This is a genomic window from Sphingopyxis sp. SE2 (assembly GCF_032227185.1).
Lineage (GTDB): Bacteria > Pseudomonadota > Alphaproteobacteria > Sphingomonadales > Sphingomonadaceae > Sphingopyxis.
Window position 1 is genome coordinate 2,357,093 of record NZ_JAPMXW010000001.1, and the last position, 21,539, is coordinate 2,378,631.

Here is a 21,539-nt window from a genome sequence, read left to right on the forward strand (position 1 = left end):
GAGGCTGGCGCAGGTTGGATTCCCCGACGGACGACCATTGACGATCAGCGGCAATTCGCTTGCGAGCAAGACCGCCGCGCCGTCAGCCAGTCTCGAATATACCGCAAGCGATACGGTCGCCGCTATTGCCCGACGGATCGGTCTTCTGATCGTCGACGGACGCGTGGATCACCATGGCCGAGCCATCGCTGTCGAGCAGACCTTCGAAGGTCGCGCCTTGCAACTCGTACGAAAGCGTGCCGCGCCCGTCTTCGCCGACGACCAGATTGGGCATGTCGCCGGCATGTTGCCCTGCCGGGTCTTCCAGTCCATGCTTCGCACCGGTAGGGTTCCAATGACCTCCGGCGCTCTCGAATTTGGGAGCGTCGCATTTACCCGTCATATGCACATGGGCCCCGTGCCGACCCGGCGGCAACCCTTCGACCTGAAGCGCCAACTTGACGCGCCCGTCGACCATTGTTGCGGTCGCCTGTCCGGCAGGCTCGCCCCCGGCGGTCCGCAGGATCGCCGCGGCACTTTCTACCGTCGTTCCATCGCCGCCGGCCCCGGCCGCTCCTTCTTTCGATACCGTCGGGTCGGGCGCCTGCGTCGAAGTTTCAGGGGCGTCGCAACCGGCCAGCACGGCGGAAATCGCGACGGTCATCCAGTAAATCTTGTTCATTAAAGGCCTCCGTTGCCATGTCACATATTAAGCAAACCGCCCGGCGGCTCCAACGTTCCGCAATAGCCCGTCAACCGGCCAGCGCATTGAACCTGCGGGCGCGTCGCGGGGCCAACGAGAAACGCCGAACTTGACGGGCGGGCTCCGCTCGCGGAAGGATCGCACGCTCGGGACGGAACAAACAGATCGGGGCAAAAAAGGGTCGATGAGAGGTTCATTCCACCGCGGAATCGCGGCGTCAGAGGGCCAGGGGGCCGCCGGGCCGGGTGCCGGCGCGTGACTGTATCGGCGATTGAGGCGAATGCAGCGGCCGCGGTGCTTGGCGTCGACGCGCCGGCGCTCGCTCGTGATACGCCCGCCAAACCGTCGGCAAGGCGCCTGCTCGGCCTTTATCTATTGCTCGGTTTCTCGGCGGGGCTGCCTTTTTACATGTTCAATGCGGTGCTGACGTTGCGTCTCGCGCGGCACGGGGTCGACATCGTGATCATCGGCTTTTTCGCGTGGATCGCGTTGCTGCCGACCTTCAAATTCGCCTGGGCGCCATTGATCGAGCGCTATGACATACCCGGCTTTGCGCGCTTTTGGGGGCGGCGGCGCGGGTGGATCATGCTGTCGCAGCTCGGCATTTTCCTGTCGATGGTCGCGATGGCCTTTACCTCGAGCGACAAGAGCCTGCCGCTTACCGCGCTGTTCGCGATCCTGCTCGCCTTCTGGACGACAACGCTCGAGGTCGCAGCCGACGGCTGGCGGATCGAGCTTGCGCCGACGCAGACCGAGCAGGCGCCGATCGTCGCCGCCAATCTGTGGGGTTATCGCAGCGCGATGGTCGCGGCGGGGAGCGGCGCGATTCTGGTCGCGGCGTGGGCCGACTGGACGATCGCCTATCTGGTCATCGCAATCGCGGCGTTTGCGCCTTTTCCGATTCTCGCAGCGATGCGCCCCGAACGCGAAGGCACGGGCGGCCGCGCCCCGGCGCTGGCGAGCGGGATCGGCGCCAGCCTGCTCATCCTGCTCACCGCCGCACTGATTGCCGCGGCCGCCGGCTGGATTCTGCTCTCGGTTGCCGCGGGCATGGGGCTGTCGGCGAAGACCAATGTAACGCCTTTCGTGCTGGCGGTGGCGCTGCTTCCCTTTGCGGCGCTGGCAATGGCGCTGCCGCGGATCAATCGCCTTTCCGCCGGCACAGCAGCCACCCTGCCCGCCTTCGCCGCGCCCTATGTCGAGCTGTTCTGGCGCTACGGCTATGCGGTGCTCGCAATGCTCGCCTTCGTTTCACTCTACCGCATGGGCGACGTGCTGACGCTGACGCTGTCGCATCCCCTGTGGAACGCGAAGGGCTATAGCCTGCACCAGATCGGCGTCGCCGACGGCGTGGTCGCGCTGTCGGCGAGCATGGCAGGCGTCGCGCTCGGCGGCCTTCTGTCGACGCGGCTGTCGCTCGGCTGGACTCTCGGTATCGGTGCGGTGACCGCCGCCGTCGGCAACTGGGTCTATGTCTGGCTGTGGCACGCCGACCCGTCGGCTCTCGTCCTCTACACCTCGGTCGCGGTCGACCAATTCGGCAACGGCTTCGCGGGTGCGGTCTTCGTCGTCTATCTCTCTATGCTGGTGAGCCCCACCTATCCGGGCGCGCAATATGCGCTGCTCTCAGGCTTTGCTTTCCTGTTGCCGCGCCTGCTCGCGGGGGCATCGGGGTCGATGCAGACGCAGATCGGCTATGACGGTTTCTTCCTGCTGTCCGGCGCGCTGAGCTTTGCGGCGATCTTCCTGTTGCCCGTTGTCGCCCGCGTGAAAGGGCGGATACCGGCGTGACGGTCGGAGCTGTTTGCGAGGCGGCCTTCGCCTCCGCGCGCGAAGCGGTCGAAAGCGGGCGCATTCCCTGCGCAGCGGTCGGCGTGGTCGGTGCCGACGGCGAAAGTGCGGTCCGGCTGGAGGGCATGGCAGCGCTCGTCCCCGCGCGCGAGACACTGACGCGCGAGCATTGGTTCGACCTCGCCTCGCTCAGCAAGGTGATCGCGACAACGACGATGATCCTGACGCTCGCCGAGCAAGGTCGTCTCGAGCTCGACCGGCCGTTGACCGACGCCATCCCCGATCTGCGCCAATATGACATCGCGGGCGCGGCCGAGCGCAAGCTGACCTTTCGCGATTGCCTGATGCACCGCAGCTTCCTGCCCGCGGTCGAGCCGATCTATACCTATGGCGACGATCCGGCGCGGCTGCGCGCCTTCGTCCTTCAGCGCGAGTGGCGACATGGAACGCCGGTCTATTCGGACATCAATTTTATCCTGCTCGGCATCGCGATCGAACGCCTGACCGGCGCGCCGCTGTCGGACTGGCCGCTCGGCGCGGGACTCGGCTTCGGCCCGCCGCCCGGCCCGGCGGTCGCAACCGAAGATTGCAGCTGGCGCGGGCGCGTGATGAAGGGCGAGGTGCATGACGAAAACGCCTTCGCGCTCGGCGGCGCGCCGGGCCACGCGGGGCTGTTCGGCACCATCGACGGCGTCCTCGGCTTCGCGCGCGCTTTGATGGCCGGTGAAATCCTGCCGGAAGCGATGATGGCCGAAATCCGTACGGCGGGCGATCGCCATCGTACCTGTGGCTGGGAACGCGCCTTCGCCGGATGGCATGGCGGCGATGCCTGTTCCGCGGAGACGATCGGCCATACCGGATTCACCGGCACCGGCCTCTGGGTCGATTTCGAACGCGGCCTCGCCTGGACCTTGCTCACCAACCGGGTCCATCCGACCCGCCACGCCGATAGCGACATTGCGATCCTGCGCCCCGCCGTGGGCGATCGGGTCATCACTGCATGGGACGAACAGACGAAATCATGAACGCACCGATCAACAAGCTCGCTCTCGCCGCGGCACTCGCGCTGTCCTTTTCGTCGGTCGCAACGCGGGCGCAGACGGCCACGAGCCCGGTGCCTGCGCCGCTGCTGGCGACTGTCGAGCAGAAGCTGGCCGAGGGACCGGCGGGTTCGCGCTTCGGTGTGCTCGTGACGACGCTCGACGGCGAGGTGCTGGTGTCGATCGCGCCCGATCAGCGCTTCATCCCGGCATCGAACACCAAGATGTTCACGACCGCGATCGCCTATGCCGAGCTGCCTTCGCTCCAGAGCAACGCAAAGGGCACGGGCGTGCGGCTTGAAACCGGCGCCGACGGCAAGGTCGACGTCGTGCTGCACGGGCGCGGCGACGCGATGCTGTCGAGCGCCGACGATTGCAAGACCGATTGCCTGCAAACGCTCGCCGACGCGGTCGCGGCGAAGACGCGTCATGTCGGCAACATCGTCGGCGACGACAGCTGGTTCCCCGACGAGCGTTGGAGCCCGGGGATGAGCTGGAACAATATCCCGTCGCGTTACGGCACCGGCATATCGGCGCTGACGCTCGACGACAATGAGCTGATGGTGAAGCTGGCGCCGGGTGCGATCGGCGCGGCGCCGGGCATACAGACGTCCGGCTATTACGAGATCGAGAATCGCGTCATTACCGTCGCGGGCAAGGAAGAGGCGATTGAGGCCGATCGCATGCCGAACAGCCGCACCCTCCGCTTGACCGGCACCGTCGGCGCCGATGTCGCGCCGATGGCGCTCCGCTATGGGATCGACGATCCCGCCCATTATACGGCGTGGCGCTTTCGCGAACTGCTGCGCGCGCGCGGGGTGCGCGTCGATGGCGATATTGCGGTGCGTCACCGGCCGCTGACCGCCGCCGACGATCCCGAGAATCGCAAGGGCGCACCGGCCACGCGCCCCCCCGAACCCGCCATGCTCGCCGAATTGCCCGCGCCGTCGCTCGCCGAAAATATGGTGCGGATCAACAAGGAAAGCCAGAATCTCCACTCCGAGCTGATGCTGCGGCGCGTCGCGCGGCACGCGGGCAGCGGCTCGATCGCCGACGGGCAGGCGGTGATGCAAAGGGTCATGACCGGGGCGGGCGTGTCCGAGGCAGGCTATCACTTTGCCGACGGGTCGGGCATGTCGAGCTACAACCGCCTCAGCCCGCGCGCCGCGGTCGGTCTGCTCGGCTGGATCGCACGCCAGCCATGGGGCGCGGCGTGGCGCGAGACGCTGCCGGTCGCGGGGCGCGACGGGACACTGCAAAACCGGTTCAAGGGCACGGTCCTTGAAGGAAAATTGTTCGCGAAGACCGGCTCGCTCAACGCGTCGCGCGCGCTGTCGGGCTATCTCGTGACGCGCAGCGGCGCGACGCTCATCTTCTCGGCGCTGGCGAACGACATGCCCGAGGACACCGATGGCGAGGCGACCGCTGCGGTCGACCGCGCGCTAGTCGCTATCGCCGAGGCGCTTTAGGGTCAGGATCAGCCGCGCGGCGGCGTGCCGTTCGACCGCCCCCTTGCTGAACCATAAGGGCTGCATCTCGCCCGCGATCCACTTCGGATAGAAATCGCGATAGCGCGGCGAGCGCGGATCGGCCGACTGGCCGGGGAGCAACAGAAAGCGGCTATTGTCCCAAGCGCCGACGTCGGCGACGAAGAGATAGCTGGCGCCGTGCGAGACGTCGAAGCCGCGTTTGGCGTTGAAACCGCGCGCCATCGGCGTATTCCAGTCGCCGCCCGAGCGGCCGCCCTCGATCTTCGGGAAGGCCGCCGCGATCGCCGGGTTCGACGACGCCAGCGGATGGGCGATCGTCACGCGGTGGAGGTCGCCCCAGCGCCAGCCCGCGGGATCGGGGCCGGCCAGTTCGACCGCGCGCTTCCAGCCCGCCGCCAGTGCGCCATCGATCATCGCATCGCGCGCCGCCACGGGATCGTCGCCGAGGCGCTTGTCGGGTGCGCCGAGGATGCGCAACATTTCGGACAGGTTGACCGAGGGGATCAGGTCGCGCGCAGCCGCAGGAACGACCCGTTCGTAAAAGGCCGTCGACAGCGATGCCATGACCATTTCATAGAGCAGGGTCGCGGCGCTGTCGGCCTCGATGCCGCAATTCCAGCGGCGGAGGAGCGCCGCGGCGCCGGCGGCTTCGGGCGACGGCGCGGCCGGAAGCAGTTTGACGAGTGCGCGCGCGGGAAGCGATTGGACATCGTGCTGAAGCGCGATGCTGTCCTCGATCCGGTGTTTCGGCTGGGCACGCAAGACCTCGGCGCAACGATCGTAGCGAAAGGGGTCGCTCCAGCTGAAGCTGATGATCCGTTCGCGATAGGGATAATCGGCCGGCAGGTTCATCTGGTTCGCCGACGCGAACCAGCCTTCGCGCGGGTTATAGACGTGCGGCATATCCTCGACGGGCAGGATGCCCGTCCAGTCGAACGACCCGTCGCCGGGCGCCGGAAACAACCCGTCGTGCCGCGGCCGGCGCGGTACAAAACCGATTGTCTGCCAGCCGGTGTTGCCGTCGACATCCGCATAATGGAAATTGGTCGGGGAAACGTGCAGCTTGAACGCCTTGCGGAGCGACGCCCAGTCCTTTGACAGGTTGATCGCGATGATCGCAAATCGCATGTTTGCACCTGGCAGCATGGCGACGGTCGCCAGGGCAACCGCGCGCTCGCGTGCCGCATCCTCGGACACGACCGGGCGGCCGTCCGCATAGCGCAGGATCACGCGCTCGGCCGGCGCACCCTTGACGGCAATCTCCTCCTCGACCGTCTCGAACGCTTTCCATTCGCCCTTGTGCCAATAGCGGCCGGGATCGTCCTTTTTGGTGCGGAGGATGAAGAGGTCGGTCTGATCGATGTGGAAATTGGTGCGGCCGAAGGCGAAGCGGTCGGTATGGCCCTGCATGATCCCGGGCAGTCCCGGCGCCCCCGCGCCGATGACGTCGAGCCCCGGCGCGGTCAGGTGGACCATGTGCCGCGGGCTCGACCCGCCGATACCGAGGTGCGGGTCGTTGGCGAGGATCGGTCGTCCGGTCGCGCTGCGCGACGGTGCGACGGTCCATGCGTTGCTGCCGAGCGCGAAGCGCTCGGCATTGCGCTCGGCGGGGTCGAGCCGCGTTTCCTGGATCGGGGCGAAGCTCGCAGGCCGGTTGGCAGGGTCGAGGATACCCAGATCGGTTTCGCTCACCGCCGCGACGTCGAGCCCTTCGGGGATGGTGAAGGACCAGGCGGGGCGCAGCGGCATCATCAGCTGGTCGGCGTCGAGCAGGCCGCGCGCCTGAAGCTGTGCGCGGCGCACCTCGTCGTCGGCGTCGCCCATGCTGATGCCGCGATCCCGCACGAGATCGCGCACATCCCAGCGCAGCGGACTGATTCCGAGGATGCCATATTCCAGCGGCAATTGCGCCGGATCGGCTGCGAGTTCGTCGATGCGGGCGTTGACGCCGGCAACATAGCCGCGCGCGCATTCGAGGACGTCGGACGGCAGCGCCGCAAGTTCGGCGTCGATGTCGCCGCGATAAAGGAAAAGTCGCGCCGCTTTGTCCGCCGCGATAAATCGTGGGCCGAAAGCTTCGGCCATTCGCCCCATGTCGCGGCGGTGATCCATATCGATCTGGAAGAGCCGGTCGCGCGCGACGAGATAGCCCTGCCCAAAAAAGGCGTCGTGCAACGACGCGGCGCGGACGTGCGGCACGCCCAGTTCGTCTTCGATCACCTCGATCGGTGCCCGCGCGCCCGCCAGCCGGACGGACCGCGCTGTGCCCATGCCTCCCGTCACCTTGGGTTTTGCCATCAGGCTTGCCGGCATCGCGACAAAGGCGGCGGAAGCCAGCAGGAACGCACGGCGCTGGATCAACAGGAGCCCTCCAACATCGAAAAAGCACAACCAACGCCGACCCTATCGCACCTCTCCGCGGCGCGGCCATAACAAGCGGGTCACGTCCTATAACTGCAAGCTATCAGATATTCCCGCAAGGGCTGCCACAGTATTATTCCTTGAGGTTATATATCCATATATTCAAGTTATTAGGGTAGTTGTTGACCTGCCGAAAGCACCCTGTAACCTCACCGTCACCAAACCGACCTGGGCTAGCCTTGTGCGTGGCGGCCGCGGGTAGGGTACGGCGCTTATCATGAATAAGAAGGGCGGAGCAGGGCATCCGCCAGATGGTCAGGTGGGACATTAGGCAAGCCGAGCCGGCGACAGGCCGGAACGCGCCTTGGGGCGTGCGGCTCGGGCAACAGGGGACTGCTGATATGCGTGATATGGAACATGTTCGTGGGCCGCTGGGCCGTTTCGGGGCGGCGATGACCGCACTGGCGCTGGTGCAGGCCGCACCGGCACTGGCGCAGGAGGAAGCCTCCGCTGCCGACAGCACCGAAGCGGCGCTGTCCGACCAGATCATCGTCACCGGTTCGCGCGTCGCACGCGACGGCTTCCAAGCCCCGACCCCGCTGGTCGTTCTGTCGCAACAGGACATCCAAAACACCTCGCCGTCGAACAATATAGCCGATTTCGTCAACCAGCTTCCACAACTCGCCGGTTCGACGCGGCCCGCCAACTCGCGCCTCAATATTTCGAACGGCTCGGCGGGCATCAACGCGCTCAACATGCGCAACCTCGGCGAAAGCCGCGTGCTCGTTCTCGTCGACGGCCGTCGTTCGGTCGGTTCCACGATTTTCGGCTGGGTCGACATCAACACCATCCCGCAGGCGCTGGTCGATCGGGTCGAGGTCGTGACCGGGGGCGCATCGTCGGCCTATGGTTCCGACGCGGTCACCGGCGTCGTCAATTTCGTCCTCAACAAAAAGCTGGAAGGTCTCCGCATCACCGGGGACATCGGCCTCACCGACAAGGGCGACGGGTTCAACTATTCGGGCAGCGTGGCGGGCGGCCTGTCGTTCGCCGAAGGCCGCGGCCATGCCGTCTTCAACGCCGAGATCGCGCATCAGGACGGCATTTACGAGATCGATCCGAACGACCGGCCGTGGAACCACCGCGGCTATCTGGCCTTCGCAAACCCCGCCTATACCGCGACCAATGGCCAACCGGCGTTTATCACCTTCCGCGAGAATGCCGGCCAGACCAATCAGGCGCCCGGCGGCTTCATCACGGGTTCGGCGGGCAACAACAATGCGCTGCGCGGCCTCTATTTCGGGCGGAACGGGGAGGTCAATCAGTTCAACTATGGCTCGTTCAACTCGCCCGCGCTGAACAGCGGTTCCGCGGTGACGCGCACCGTCGGCGGCGACTGGCGGCTCAACGATTCGGGCCGCCGCATCGGCCTGAACCCCAAGGACGACCGCTGGGGCGTCTTTGGCCGCCTGAGCTACGAAATCGCCTACGGCGTCGAAATCTTCGCCGAAGGCTCGTACAACCGGCAGGAAGTCTTCTTTAACGCGGGTCCCAACCTCGGGTCGGCGACGCTCGGCACGGTCGGTTGCACGGTCGTCCCCGTCCCCACGACCTGCAACGCCTTTGCGCTGCAAACGCTGGGTGCCGCGCGCCTCGCGGGCGTCAACAGCATCAGCATCACGACCACCGCGGCCGACCTGCCGTTCCGCGGCATCAACAACCAGCGCGAGGTCCAGCGCTATGTCATCGGCGCCGAGGGCGAGTTCGACGCGTTCGGCAAAGCGGCGCGCTGGGACGTTTATGGCCAATATAGCCGGTCGGACCTGCGCGAGCAGCTCCGCAACATCATGAATGTGGGCCGGATGCGAGACGCGTCAAACGCCGCCTTCGCGCCGGCAGGAAATTCCGGCGGCTATGCGACCGGTTCGATCCAGTGCCTGATCAACGTCGATGCGGACGCCAACAACAACGATCCGAACTGCGTGCCGCTCAACCGTCTGGGTATCGGCGTCGCCGACCCGGCGGCGATCGACTATGTGCTCGGCGATCCCTATCGCAAGCAGGTGATGGAGCAATATGTCGCCGGTGCGAACCTGTCGCTGACGCCGTTCGCGACATGGGCGGGCGACGTGAGCATCGCGATCGGCGGCGAATATCGCGAAGAGAAGATTCGCGGCAGCGTGCCGGAGGAATTTCAGCCCGCCCGCAACGCCGACGGGACGACGTCGAACCGATGGTCGGTCGGCAACTATCTGCCGTTCAAGGGCAGCTATAATGTGAAGGAAGCCTATCTCGAGACCGTGGTCCCGCTGGGCCTTGGCCTCGAATTCAACGGAGCTGTCCGCGCGACAGACTATTCGACCTCGGGCTATGTTACCACGTGGAAGCTTGGCGCAACCTGGGCGCCGATCGAGGATATCCGCTTCCGCGTCACGCGATCGCGCGACATTCGCGCCCCCAACCTCAACGAACTGTTCCAGGCAGGCACCGCCAACAGCGATTCGGTGCGCAACCCGGCGTTCGTTCAGGGCGACCCGACCAGCGGCCCGCAATTCTTCCCCTATTCGGGCCTGACGACGGGCAATCCGGACCTGAAACCGGAAAAGGCCGATTCGTGGAATATCGGCGCGGTGGTCACGCCGCGTTTCCTGCCCGGCTTCAGCGCATCGGTCGATTATTTCCGCATCGATCTGGAGGATGCGATCGATACGATCTCCGCACAGGAAATCGTCAACCGCTGCGACGAAGGACGACAGGAATATTGCGACGCGATCACCGAGGATCCGGCACGCGAACAACCGGGGCCGCCGCGCGTCCCCTATCTGCTGATCCGCAGTCAGCCCTTCAATTTCGTCAGCAAGCTGGTGCGCGGCATCGACTTCGACGCGGCCTACCGCCTGCCGGTCGGCGGAGAAAGCAGCATCACGCTGCGGGGTAACGCGACGCGCTATATCGAGAATCTGTCAGACACCGGCATTGCCGGGGTAACCCCGGTCAATACCGTCGGCGCGAACGGCAGCCAGTCGGCAACGCCGAAATGGATCTTTCGCGGCAGCCTCATCTATGAAAATCCGGCTTTCTCAGGCACGATCACCGGTCGAGGCGTCAGTTCGGGCAAATATCTGGCAAACGCCATCGAATGCACGAGCGGCTGCCCGACCTCGACCAGCCAGGCGCCGACCTATGACAACAACCACGTCAAGGGCACCTTCTACGTCGATCTCAATCTGACACAGAAGGTCCGGATGCAGAGTGGATCGCAGGCCGAACTCTTCTTCAACGTGACCAATTTGTTCGATGCCGATCCGCTGCTGCTACCTGAAACCGGTTTGGCTGCGAACAGCACCTATTCGGATCTTCTCGGCCGCCAATTCCGCGTCGGAATCCGGTTCAGGACGAAGTGAACCGAACCGGCAGGAACGAGCTGCCAATTTCGCGTGACAACAAGCCGCGAACTGCTGCGCCCCCGGAAATCAGGGTGATGGCCATGCCCCGCTTCGCTGCGCAATATCGCGAAGGAGCGGGGGCACACCACCGGCGCGATCGCCGATTACTCCGAGGACAAAGAGGCGATAGTCCGCGGTCGTCGCGCATCCCGGCTTCATGGTTGTAGGGTCAGAAACGGTAGGTGATCGCAAAGATCCCATAAGGACGCGTCTTGTGATAGACGATCGGGCTGTCCTTCGCATCGCCAAGCAATGAGGACACGCCTCCCACTGTCGTAACTGCCCTGAAGGCCGCCTTTGCAGGAAGCTGCTGCGCGGCTGATTGCCGCCTGCGTGAGCGGTGATGAGCGAGGATATCGAGGTGGCGGGAGCGAGTACTCGTGAGTGGTCATATGAGTAATATATGAGTAGTCAGATCGCGCAGGTTGCCGGGCGCCAGGCGGTCAGCGGACCAGAAGCTGTCCATTCTGCGCGAGGCGTTCGGCTCGATGGCTCGATCGGTGACCTGCAAGCGGGCATGATCGGTAGCGGATAGCTCGGTCATTGGCGCCGACGCGCGCCGGCGGGCGATCTGGATGGATTGAAGCGGCACTGCGCCTCCATCATTTTGCCGATGGCGTCCAAATGACCGCCGATGATGGGAACCGGCCAGATCGGGATCGAGCCCCGTCGGGGGTAAGGCTTCACGGTCGCGGCGGTCGATGCCGGCGCACTGGCTCGCGATGTCCGTCCTGCCCGGATGATCCCGTTACCACCACGACGACACGTATCTACGCCCGCGGCGCCACCGATATGCGTCTGATGGCCTCGCGTGCTGGGCGCAGGTGCTGGAGAAGAGTCCGTACTGGGCGCGTTGTTCGTTGTTCGCGGCGCGCGGCGATCTGGTCAAGCTGCTCTGGTATTGATGGCCAGGGGCCTGTACTGTTCTCAGCGCATGGACCGCGGCTGATTCGTTCAGCCGATCACCAAGGCGGGCAAGGTCATTCCCACCGGCGCAGCTTTCGATAAGCGTTTCGAAGGCATCGACTGGCGGCGTCCTGAACGCACCGCGCCCTGCTCGCAGGGTGTGCGCGGCGGATTATTAGGGTTTCGCTGGCACGCGCCTGTTTGCTAGGTATCCGGGGTGTCGGCAGCCTCTTCCTGCATCGACAAAGACGCTCGGATCGCCGAGCCTCGAAGCCGCTCGCGGCAAGGATACGCTGATCGATACCGCCACCAGCTTGCGCTTCGCTGCATGACCTCGGCCAGTCCTTCGAGCAGCCTTTCCGCGCTGCAGATCGAGCAGCTGGAGCCTGCCCTCGAGGAGCCGAAGGCGAAGCCGAGGAAATGCGGACAGCCGCACCGCCGACACAGGGCGTCACCATGACCTCGCCGGCGCGCTGCCTGATCATCTGCGCGCTGAACGTGGCGGATCGAGCCTGAGGCCGGCAACTGCACCTGTCCTGATTGTGGCGGCGCGCTGCGCCCGCTGCGACGACGACAGTGATGAGCAGCTCGATATTGCCCCGGTCCAGTGGCGCGCCATCCGCAACGTGCGGCCTGGTGAGCAGCTGCCGCGCCTGCGACAGGATTGTCCAGGCACTGGCGCTGGTGAAGGCCATAGCACGGCAAGGCCAGCTTCGCGACGCTCGCCCATGTCGTCGTCCACAAGTTCGATCACCCCCCTCTCTATCGCCAGGCAGAGATGATGGCGGCGCAGGGGTACCGATGACGATCGTTCAACCCTCGCCGGCTGGGCGGGCCAGGCCGCGCATCTGCTCGGATCCTTATCGTGAGCGCATCCGCGAGGAAGGACTGAAGGTCACAAGCCCACACCGACGACACGTTGAAAGCCGATGCTCGCGCTCGGCAAGGCTGCACTGAGTACTTGGGCCTGGCGTCGTCGAGACGCCCTGCGCCGCCTATCGCCCAAGTCATGATGGTAAAGGCGCTCGCCTATGGTCGTAAGCGCTGACGCGCTGGACCCGCTACATCGACGAGGCATGGCGGAGATCGACAACACGCTGAGCGCGCCATAATTCCGATGATCGCGATCGGGCGCAAGAATGGCTGTTCGCCGGATCGAAGGCCGGCGAACGCGCCGCCGCCATCTACTCCGTCATCGAGACGCTGCTCAATGGGCGTCGAGCCGCAGGCCGCCTATATTGCCGATGTCATCGAGAAGACGCTTCAGGCTGTACCGTCCCGCCGGGACGGTTTCATGCCCTGAACTGGCGGCCCCAGCATGATCGCTCAGCCGCGTAACTGCGGCCTTCAACCACGCTTACCCACTGTCATCAAACTGACGCGATCGGTCAGGCGGTAGACGACTGCGAGTTCGGCCTTCGCGTCGACAAGCCCGCTGCCCGCGCGATATTGCGGGAGCCCCGATGCGGCGGATTGCTCTGCGGTCACCCCGAAATAGCGATTGTTGTGCTTTCGGTTCCCCCAGGTGGTGCCGATCGACGGGATCAACATCAGCTTGTCGCTCGCCGTGACGCGATAGGCGAGGCTCGCATCCGCAATAACGCCTTCGGTGTTGCCGGTGATGACCTTGGTCGCTCCGAGCGTCGCTTCGAAGCCGCCTTGCCGCAGCTTCACGAAACCGCGCCCACCGAGGCCCAGCGACAGCTTGCCGATGCCATCCGGCGCATCCTTCGCCCGGTAGCCGCCGACCGGAGTGAGCCCTGCGCCAACCGTCACATGCTCGGAATCGAAGAGATTGGCTCCGATACCGTCCTGAAGATTGACGAAGAAACGGCCCCATTTCACGTCGACCATGGGCAGCGGCTGGAACCTGTAATCGTCCGCGCCCTGATAGGCTGGCGCATAGAGTCCGCCGACACCGACGACGATGTGATCGCCACTACTATCGGGGGCGTCCGACGGTCCCTGGAGCGGCCGTTGCGGCTGCGCCTGCACGGCGGCGGGCGCCATCGCGAGCGGCAGCATCGCGAGCATGAGGGGCGAACGCATTCGGGGAGTGGAGAAGTTGAGCATATTTTCCTTCGCTATGCTGGGGGGAGTAAGGGACCGGGAGGGACCGGACGCCGGGATCGTGGTTGGGGGGAGGAGGCCCGGCGCCCGGTCTTTCGCACGACGCCGGACAAAGTCGCCGGCGCGGACGCGAAAATGGTTTTGCATGTGGTGCGGCGCGACCAGCCGGTCGATCGCTTCCTTCTGCCGGGAATCGTACCCCGCGCGGCAAAGGCGATCGCATTCGTCTTGGGGAAGGGCCTGCTTCGAGGTCCGGCGCAGGATCGCATAGCGCCGCAGCGCCTCGAGCCGGGGATTGGCGAGCGGAAGCGACGTCGCGCGATGCCCGAAAAGCCACAGAAAGATATTGCTGCGCGGCATCAAGCTGGAACGCGGATCGCGGAGGGATAGCGCAATCACTTGTTTTTCCAGCGGCGTCAGTTCGTCGGCCATCGGCGGCGTCTCCTTCCCCCCTGAGACGCCGAGGGGGAAGTCGCTCCTCACCAAAAATTTGCTGAGGACTGCGCCGGAAAGCAAATGGGCGGAAAAGCCCGTCGTTCTTGCCCAGGAAGTCAGAAGCGGGCGTCGATCCCCAGTCGGATCGTGCGCGGGCGCACGGGGGTTATCTGGTTCCGGCCCGCCAGTTCGAAAGGATTGCCGAATGCGAAGGTGTTCGCGCGCGTGTCGCCCAGGTTCGCAATGTCGAGCGACAGGCCGAAACGGGGAAAGGCGAGCCGCGCGCCGATACCGACGACCCCGTAATTGCCTTGCGAGACGTCGAGCAGGGGCCCGACGCCCAGGTTCGACTTGCCGAAACCGCGAAACGACGCATTGACTGTCAGGCCGACCTTCCGCGCCAGTTGCCTGCGCCATTCCAGCCCGAGCCGCAATCCGTCATCGGGGATATTGGGAAGCGTGTTCTTGTTCGGCTCTCCGAATTCGGGCGGGACGTCGTAAAGAAAGCTCTGGTTGAGGAATGCCGCCGCGGTCAAGGTCAGCGAAGGCGTCGCGCGCCACTGTATTTCGCCGTCGAGCCCATATATCCTGCCGTTGCCGATGTTCGCCGTATAGGGCAGGCCTGCCTCGTCGACGAGATCGGCCTGGACATTGTTCCAGTCGACCGCGAACAGGGCGGCGCGAAGCGACAAGCGGTCGCGATCCTTGTCCCGCCACCGGACGCCCAGTTCGACCTGCCCCAGTTCGTCGTGCAGAAATTCCTGACTGTCCGTAGCCGATCCGGCGGGCGCCACCGCGAAGCCGCCGGCCCGGAAACCTTCCTGATAATGGGCATAGATCGACAAGGACCGGCTGAAGCGCCAGTCGAGCGCGACGGTCGACGCGAACTGTGCCCGCCGCTTCGATGCTTCCTCGGGTCCGTCGGCCCCCTCGCCGACCAGCCGCCCCGCGCCGCGCCCGACGGAGAGGCGCCCACCCATCGTCAGGTGCAGCGCACGCGCGACCGGAAGCGTCGCCTGCCCAAAGAGCGAGAACTCCAGTTGCCGGTTGCGGACCCCCGCGATCTGCGCGGGCGCCTCGGGCGACCCGAGCCACCGCGACACACGGCTGACATTATGGATCGCCGCGAAGCCCGCGACCCAAGGTGTTTTCGCACCGCCACCCGAAAGCCGCGTTTCATGCGACCAGAAGGTTATGTCATTCTGTTCTTCGAAGCGCCGCGGCACCGCCGTGGGATCGGGCCCGGTCGCGTCGAACACCGTCGAGAGGTCCTGCCGGGCGACCGAGGCCGTCGAGACAAGCTCGCCCCTGCCCATCGGTCGCCGCGCGGTGACATAGACGAGGCGATAGTCGTTCCGGAACGGCTGCGACAGGCTGTTGCGACGTTCGAGCGGCGGCGCGCCGCGCAGCAGATATTGTCCGTCATCGGCGCGGATGCGCTGATGGACCCCGCCGACGTCGACGGTCCAACCCGCGACATCGTCGATGCGCCAGATCAGCCGCTGGCCAAAATGATGGCCGTCATTGATATCGCGCCGGTTTCGGCCCGGGTCGTCGATATAACCGGCCTCGCGCGCGCCATAGACGACGGCGCGCAGCCCCATTCGCCCCTCTGCCAGCGGCAGGTTGACCATCGCGGCGATATCGCCGCCAACCCCGCCGAAGCGGGTCGCGCTGATCCCGGCCGACGCGCTCGCATAAGCCGAGCCGCTGTCGGGTCCGTTGGGCACCAGCCGCACGATCCCGCCGATCGAACCGGCGCCGTATAGCGTCCCTTGCGGCCCCGCGAGGACCTCGACGCGATCGAGGTCGTAAAGATTGAGGTCGGGATCGGGGGCGTTGTAGGAAAGGCGGACATCGCCGAGATACTGCCCCACCGTCGCCTGTGTCGGGCCGTTGAAACTGCTGTCGGCGATCCCGCGCACATAGATTTTGTTGCGCCCCCGGCCGAGGTTCGTGGCGTTGAGCGTCGGCAGCACGGCGGTGATGGCCGCGGTTCCGCCGGGCGCGCTACGCGCCATCCAATCGGAATCGAGCCCGACGATTTTCGCCGAACCCGGAAAATGGTCGAGCGCCATATTCTGCTTGCTCGCGGTGACGACGATATCGGTCGGGTCGATTTGTACCGCGGGCGCCTTTCGCGGCGCCGGTTTCGGCCGCAGCGGCCGCTTTCGCTCCGCGCGGCTGCGGACGATGCGCACGGTCGCCCGATCGTAAAATATCGCTTTCGCGCCGGTGCCCCGCAAGGCCCGGTCGAGCGCCACGCGAACCGGATATTCGCCCCGCACCCCCGGCGACCGGCGCGCCGCGATATCGGGATCGGTGATCGCGATGGTGATCCCCGCCTGCGCGCCGATCCGCGCAGCCACCTCGCCAAGCGGACCCGGTGCGATGTCGAACGATCGCGCATGGGCGGGGTCGGTGGCCGCGAGGCAGAACAGGGCGACCGTCGTCGCCGCCCACCTATGGCGCGGCACTAACGGTCGGCCTCATGATCCATCCGTCCGGCCCCTCTTCGACCACGACGTTCAGCGCCGGACTCAGCCGTCTGAGCTGACCCACGCCGCTGCCGTCGAGGGCGATCGTCCCCGAAAACGGCCGGTCGGCAATCGACGGTGCAGCGGCGATGCGCACCCCGAGCGCGCGGCCGAGCTCGTCGGCGACGCGCGACAGCGGCGCGCCCGCATAGACGAGCGATCCTCTCTTCCACGATCCGACCGCCGCGACCGGGACGTCGCTCACCTTGACGCGCGCCGCGCCGCCGCGATCGACGAGGCTCTGGCCCGCATCGAGCGATACCGCGCGCACGCCCGGATTATAGACGATCTTCCCTTCCGCGACCGCGACGCGGACCTCGTCCCGCTCGTGCACGACGTTGAAGACCGTTCCCGCATCCTCGACGATATTGGCGCCCACTTCGAGCCGGAAGGGGTTTCGCACGTCGTGCCGGACCCGAAACAGCGCCTCGCCCGACGCGAGCGAAGCGAACCGCGGGTCGTTGCGGTCGAAGGTCATCCGCGTTGCGCCGTTGAGCGTGACTTCGGTCGCCGCGTCGAGCGCCACAACCCGCCGCTCGCCGGGCGCCGTCACGACGTCGTAGCGGCTGGGCGCGGGACCCGAAAACAGCACGACCGCCGCGGCGACCGAGGCCGCGACCGATCCGCCGATCAGGCCAAGCCGCCAGCGGCGCCGCGTCGGCGGCTCGGCCGGCGCGTCGAGGTCGTTCGCGGCTTCGCGGATGACGACGTGCGGCAACAGGGAATCGATTTCCTGATCGGCCGCTTCGACCGCATCATAAGCCTCGGCATGGCGCGCATCTTCGGCGAGCCACTCGGCGAATGCCTCCCACGCTGCATCGTCGCCGTCGCGCAGCCTGATGTGCCACTCGATCGCGCGCGCGCGGATGCTGTCCTGTGACTCACGTGGCATGGCGGTTTCTTTCACCTGTGAGATGCCGACGGTCGGGACGATCCTCATTCCATCGAAGCCGCGCCGAAGCAATCGCTTCATAGGCCCGCGCCAGGTGTTTCTCGACGGCGCTCACGCTGATTCCCAATTCGTCCGCTATCCGGCGCTGAGGTTCGCCATCGATCCGGAAGCGGCGAAAGATGATCCGGCTGCGCTCGGGCAGATCGTCGAGCACGCGCTGCAGGATCGCGAGATGTTCCCTCGCGATGAGTTCGCTCTCGACCGACGGCCGCTCATCGGCCTCGCCGTCGCGCCCACCGTTGACTTGAACCCAATCCTCCTCGCGGCGGACCCGACGGCCCGCGGTGCGGCGCTGCATGAGGAAATGATTGTTGGTCATGCGATAGAGATAGGCGCGGGCCTGCGATACCGGCCCGACATCATCCGCCAGCAGCTTCATATGGACGTCCTGGAGGATGTCCTCCGCCTCGTCGGCCGATGCGCCGCGCGCCAGCAGATAGCGCGCCAGCGCCGGACGCAATTCGCCGAACAGCTGGACGAGTCCTCCGTCGCTCATTACGGGCTCGCAATAGGGCTGCAATAGGTCCGACAGAGCCCGAATGGATGTTTTTCCATCATTAGCGGCGGGGTTGCGCGAACAGGATAGGGGAATAAAAATCGGGTAATTGCGGCCGCATGAAGGGCGGGTCGCAACCGACATATTTGATCGGGAAATGTCGTCAAAGGTGGCTCCAAGTCCTTACAAATAGCAGGTAATGGCGATCCACATGACCAAGCCGGGCGTGCGGGGCTATCTTACTCGCCGTGCAGGCGCAACCTCTTCGCCCGCATCACCTGTCTTCTCGGGTTTGATAGAGCGTGGCCGACGGCCGACTGCCAGCTTCCCGTCAGGAAGATGGAGAAGCTGTCAGTCGCTGTCGTGGCGTAGAAGGCGATCGGACCAGGATGACGAAGGCTGGCGATTCATGAGCGGCGGCACCGCACTGAAAATGAAATGTTGCGAATGGTGCAAGCGCCTTAAGGACTACCGTTCCCCTCGGAGCATGCGCCTTTAGAAGCGCGCCCGGATCCCGGCGGTGTAGATGGTGTCGTCCCACCGGATATCGCGGTTGAACCCGGTCGGGTTGAAGTAGCTGCGATATTTATTGCCCAGAATATTGGTGCCGCCGACGTCGACCCGCAGATTCTCGTTCAGCTCATAGCCGATCCCGAAATCGAGACGCCCGCCCGGACGGACGTAGTTCAGATTGGTCGGGGTCACACCGGCGGCCAGTTCCGCGTCCGTGATCGGCCGCACCAGATTGAGCCCGGTCGTGTCGCCGTCATAATAGCTCGACCGATAGGTGTAGACGAGACGCGCCGACAAACCGAATTTGTCGTAGAACAGGCCAGCGTTGAAATTATATTTGCTGACGCCCTGAAGCGGCAGGCCGGCAAGCCGGTCGTCGCCGCCGACTTCGGAATCGGCATAGGTGAAGTTGCCCGACACGCCGAAGCCGGACAGAGCACCGGGCAGGAAATCGAAGAAGGTCTGACCGCTGACTTCGACGCCCTTGAGCTTCGCTTCGCCGACGTTGCGGGGACGCGTGATATTATATCCGATGCCGTCGATGAATTCGAGCGACGGGGCGCTGATGACGCGATCGGTGATGTCGCGATAATAGCCAGCCACGGCGACGAAACCGCTCTTCCAATAATATTCGAGCGTCGCGTCGAAGCTTTCCGATTTTTGCGGACGCAGTTCCGGATTGCCCGCCGATCCCGAATTCTGAACGTTCGGATTGGTCGCCACAATGTAGCTCAAACCGGGATTGAGCGAGCCGAAATCGGGGCGGCGGATCGTTTTCGAATAGGTCGCTCTGGCCTGCAGGCCGCCGCCGAACTGAATACGCGCGCTGGCATTGGGAAGTATATCGATATCCGACGTCTTCGCACGAACCGGAGTGACCACGCCGCTGACCACGCCAGCGCCTTCGATCTGCCGGTCCGTCAGCGTCGGCCGCACGCCGATGACCCCGTCGAGGACGAGCGGTCCGCCAAGCTCGACTTCATATTTCGCCTGAATATAGCCGGCGAAGGTCCGTTCCTTTGCGTCGAAGCGCCGCTCCGGCTGGTAAACAGGATCGCCCAATGCGACGCCGTAAATCTCGCGCAGCCGATCGCGGCCCTCGGCCGTTCGCAGATAATCGGGGTTGGGCGACAAACGCGGAGCTCCGCCGTTCAGCCGCGGAATGCCAGGGACCTCGATGAGGAAGTCGGACGGCAAATCCAGTGAACTGAGCAGCGTAGCCGAATCGCCGCCGGGTGCGGCGCGGTTGACTAGCGCCTGATTTGACGTGGCACCGCGATCGGCGAAGCGGAGGCCCAGCTGGAGCTGGTCGAGCAAGCCCCCGACCTCGAACTCGGCGTCCATTCGTACCTGGAACAGCGACCCGTCCGCGCGAGTGAAATTCTGGTTCAGTCCGTTCCGGAGCCTGAAATCCGAGGGATCGTTCAGCGGGTTACCGGTGAACTCATACTGCGCCCCGATGCCGGCGTTGCTTTCGACCACGACTTCCGCCAGCCGCTTGCCGACATCGACGATCACCACTTCATTGATGAAGGTCGATTCCTGATAGGCGAGGTCGAACTTTACGCGGCCCGGCCCCTTCTCGAAGATGAAACCGCCGCCGAAGAGGTAATTGTCGGTCTTCTGATCGCGCGCCTGGGTGCTGACGAATGAGGTGGCGTTGCCATAGGTCGCGCTGTCGAGCTCGCAAAGCTCTTGCAGCGTGAACTCTCCCGCTTCGATCTGGGCCGTCGTCGGGTTGAATCCGGCTGCGTTCACGCGAGCGCGGAAGCAATTGTCGTTCGTAACGGGGTTCGAGATCGTCGTGCCCGGGCTGAACAGCTGGGCCTCGACAAAGGCCGACTGCTGCTTCGCGCGATAGCCCGCGTAAAGTCCGTCGAAATAGATTTCGAGTTCGGGCGTTGCCTGCCACTGGATCGCCGCATTCGCCTGCGGACGTTCGAAATAGCCATATTCATTGAGCCCGCCCGCGACGTTCTGCGACGCATAGCCCGGCAAGTTGAACGGCGCCGTAGCAGTAGAACGGCGGACGGGAGCATAGAGATAAGGCCGGTTATAGTCGGTGCGGCTCCACGAGACGTTCAACAGTGCACCGATCTCGCCAATGCCGGTGTCCCAGCGGTTGGTAGCGAGGAGCCCGAACTGCGGATTGAGCTTTTCAACGTTGGTGGCGTAGTTCCCGCGGGCGGTGACGACGATCGTCGGGTCGCGAAACTTGAACGGCTTGTTCAACTGAAGGTCGGTGTTCCCTGCAATCCCGCCCTCGATGAGGTCGGCCGTCGCGGATTTGATGACGTCGACCCGCAACAAGGCTTCGGCGGGAAGGTCCTGAAACGAAAAGGTTCTGCCGGTGGTGGAAAAGAACTCGCGGCCGTCGAGGGTGGTCAGGATGTCGCCCAGCCCGCGGATCACGACGCCCGTGATCTCGTTGTTCGCGCCCACCGTCACCTGCACGCCCGGCACGCGCTGCAGCGCCGCGGCGGTCGTCGGGTCGGGGAATTTACCGATTTCCTCGGCCACGATCGAATCCACGACCTGGACTGAATCGCGCTTGATCTCGGCCGCCGCCTCAAGGCTCCGACGAATCGTTCCTGTCACCACGATTTCCGCGTCCGATCCGGCGGGCTGCGGATCGGTATTTCCTTGGGTCGCAGATACGATCACATTGCCGGAAATCGGTTCGGAAGTACGCGATTGCCCTTCCGACGCGGCTGCGTCGGAAATCATCAGGCCCGCCACGAGTGGCAACAATGACACCGACACGACAGCTTTAGACGCCTTGCTCATCATCCGTTTCCCATCTTTGTAGCGCGTCATTGG

Annotated in this window: 12 protein-coding genes; 4 read left to right on the top strand and 8 right to left on the bottom strand. The window is 65.0% G+C overall.

The features are described 5' to 3' along the window. Positions 1 to 82: 82 nt before the first annotated feature. The gene (locus tag OVY29_RS11185; protein ID WP_313911407.1) at positions 83 to 661 is read right to left on the bottom strand and encodes a superoxide dismutase family protein; all 579 of its coding nucleotides are present in this window, start codon (positions 659 to 661) and stop codon (positions 83 to 85) included. A gap of 276 nt (positions 662 to 937) precedes the next feature. On the opposite strand from OVY29_RS11185, the gene OVY29_RS11190 reads away from it, so the two are divergent. The 3 genes from OVY29_RS11190 to dacB are packed head-to-tail and all read left to right on the top strand — an operon-like array spanning position 938 to position 4,982. Next, positions 938 to 2,473: a permease gene (locus OVY29_RS11190; protein WP_313911408.1), complete on the top strand. Its 1,536-nt coding sequence runs from the start codon at positions 938 to 940 to the stop codon at positions 2,471 to 2,473. Beyond that, positions 2,470 to 3,498: a serine hydrolase domain-containing protein gene (locus OVY29_RS11195; RefSeq protein ID WP_037554086.1), complete on the top strand. Its 1,029-nt coding sequence runs from the start codon at positions 2,470 to 2,472 to the stop codon at positions 3,496 to 3,498. The genes OVY29_RS11190 and OVY29_RS11195 overlap by 4 nt, the downstream gene beginning before the upstream one ends. Beyond that, the gene (dacB, locus tag OVY29_RS11200; protein WP_313911409.1) at positions 3,495 to 4,982 is read left to right on the top strand and encodes a D-alanyl-D-alanine carboxypeptidase/D-alanyl-D-alanine-endopeptidase; all 1,488 of its coding nucleotides are present in this window, start codon (positions 3,495 to 3,497) and stop codon (positions 4,980 to 4,982) included. The genes OVY29_RS11195 and dacB overlap by 4 nt, the downstream gene beginning before the upstream one ends. Here dacB and OVY29_RS11205 read toward each other — a convergent pair. After that, complete coding sequence (locus OVY29_RS11205) at positions 4,956 to 7,364, bottom strand: penicillin acylase family protein (RefSeq protein ID WP_037554135.1); 2,409 nt, start codon at positions 7,362 to 7,364, stop codon at positions 4,956 to 4,958. The genes dacB and OVY29_RS11205 overlap by 27 nt on opposite strands. A 401-nt stretch (positions 7,365 to 7,765) precedes the next feature. On the opposite strand from OVY29_RS11205, the gene OVY29_RS11210 reads away from it, so the two are divergent. Then, positions 7,766 to 10,768 carry a TonB-dependent receptor plug domain-containing protein gene (locus OVY29_RS11210; protein WP_313911410.1) on the top strand — a complete coding sequence of 1,001 codons (3,003 nt, stop codon included), beginning with the start codon at positions 7,766 to 7,768 and terminating at the stop codon, positions 10,766 to 10,768. Positions 10,769 to 10,979: 211 nt separating this feature from the next. Here the strand turns inward: OVY29_RS11210 and OVY29_RS24695 are convergent, their stop codons facing one another. From OVY29_RS24695 to OVY29_RS11235, 6 genes are all read right to left on the bottom strand, one after another. Further along, positions 10,980 to 11,081: a MipA/OmpV family protein gene (locus OVY29_RS24695; RefSeq protein ID WP_409581462.1), complete on the bottom strand. Its 102-nt coding sequence runs from the start codon at positions 11,079 to 11,081 to the stop codon at positions 10,980 to 10,982. 1,982 nt (positions 11,082 to 13,063) lie between these two features. Further along, entirely contained in the window at positions 13,064 to 14,218 is a 1,155-nt protein-coding gene (locus tag OVY29_RS11215; protein ID WP_313911411.1) for a MipA/OmpV family protein, read from the bottom strand. A 119-nt stretch (positions 14,219 to 14,337) separates the two neighbouring features. Beyond that, positions 14,338 to 16,698, bottom strand: coding sequence for a TonB-dependent receptor (locus OVY29_RS11220; RefSeq protein WP_313911412.1), 2,361 nt, complete (start codon positions 16,696 to 16,698; stop codon positions 14,338 to 14,340). Next, positions 16,685 to 17,650, bottom strand: coding sequence for a FecR family protein (locus tag OVY29_RS11225; RefSeq protein ID WP_313911413.1), 966 nt, complete (start codon positions 17,648 to 17,650; stop codon positions 16,685 to 16,687). Before OVY29_RS11225 ends, OVY29_RS11220 begins: the two co-directional genes overlap by 14 nt. Continuing rightward, a complete protein-coding gene (locus tag OVY29_RS11230; RefSeq protein ID WP_313911414.1) occupies positions 17,640 to 18,350 on the bottom strand; it encodes an RNA polymerase sigma factor in 711 nt (236 codons plus the stop codon). The genes OVY29_RS11225 and OVY29_RS11230 overlap by 11 nt, the downstream gene beginning before the upstream one ends. 351 nt (positions 18,351 to 18,701) lie before the next feature. Continuing rightward, positions 18,702 to 21,446, bottom strand: a complete 2,745-nt coding sequence (locus tag OVY29_RS11235) for a TonB-dependent receptor (RefSeq protein WP_313911415.1) — start codon at positions 21,444 to 21,446, stop codon at positions 18,702 to 18,704. Positions 21,447 to 21,539 lie beyond the last annotated feature (93 nt).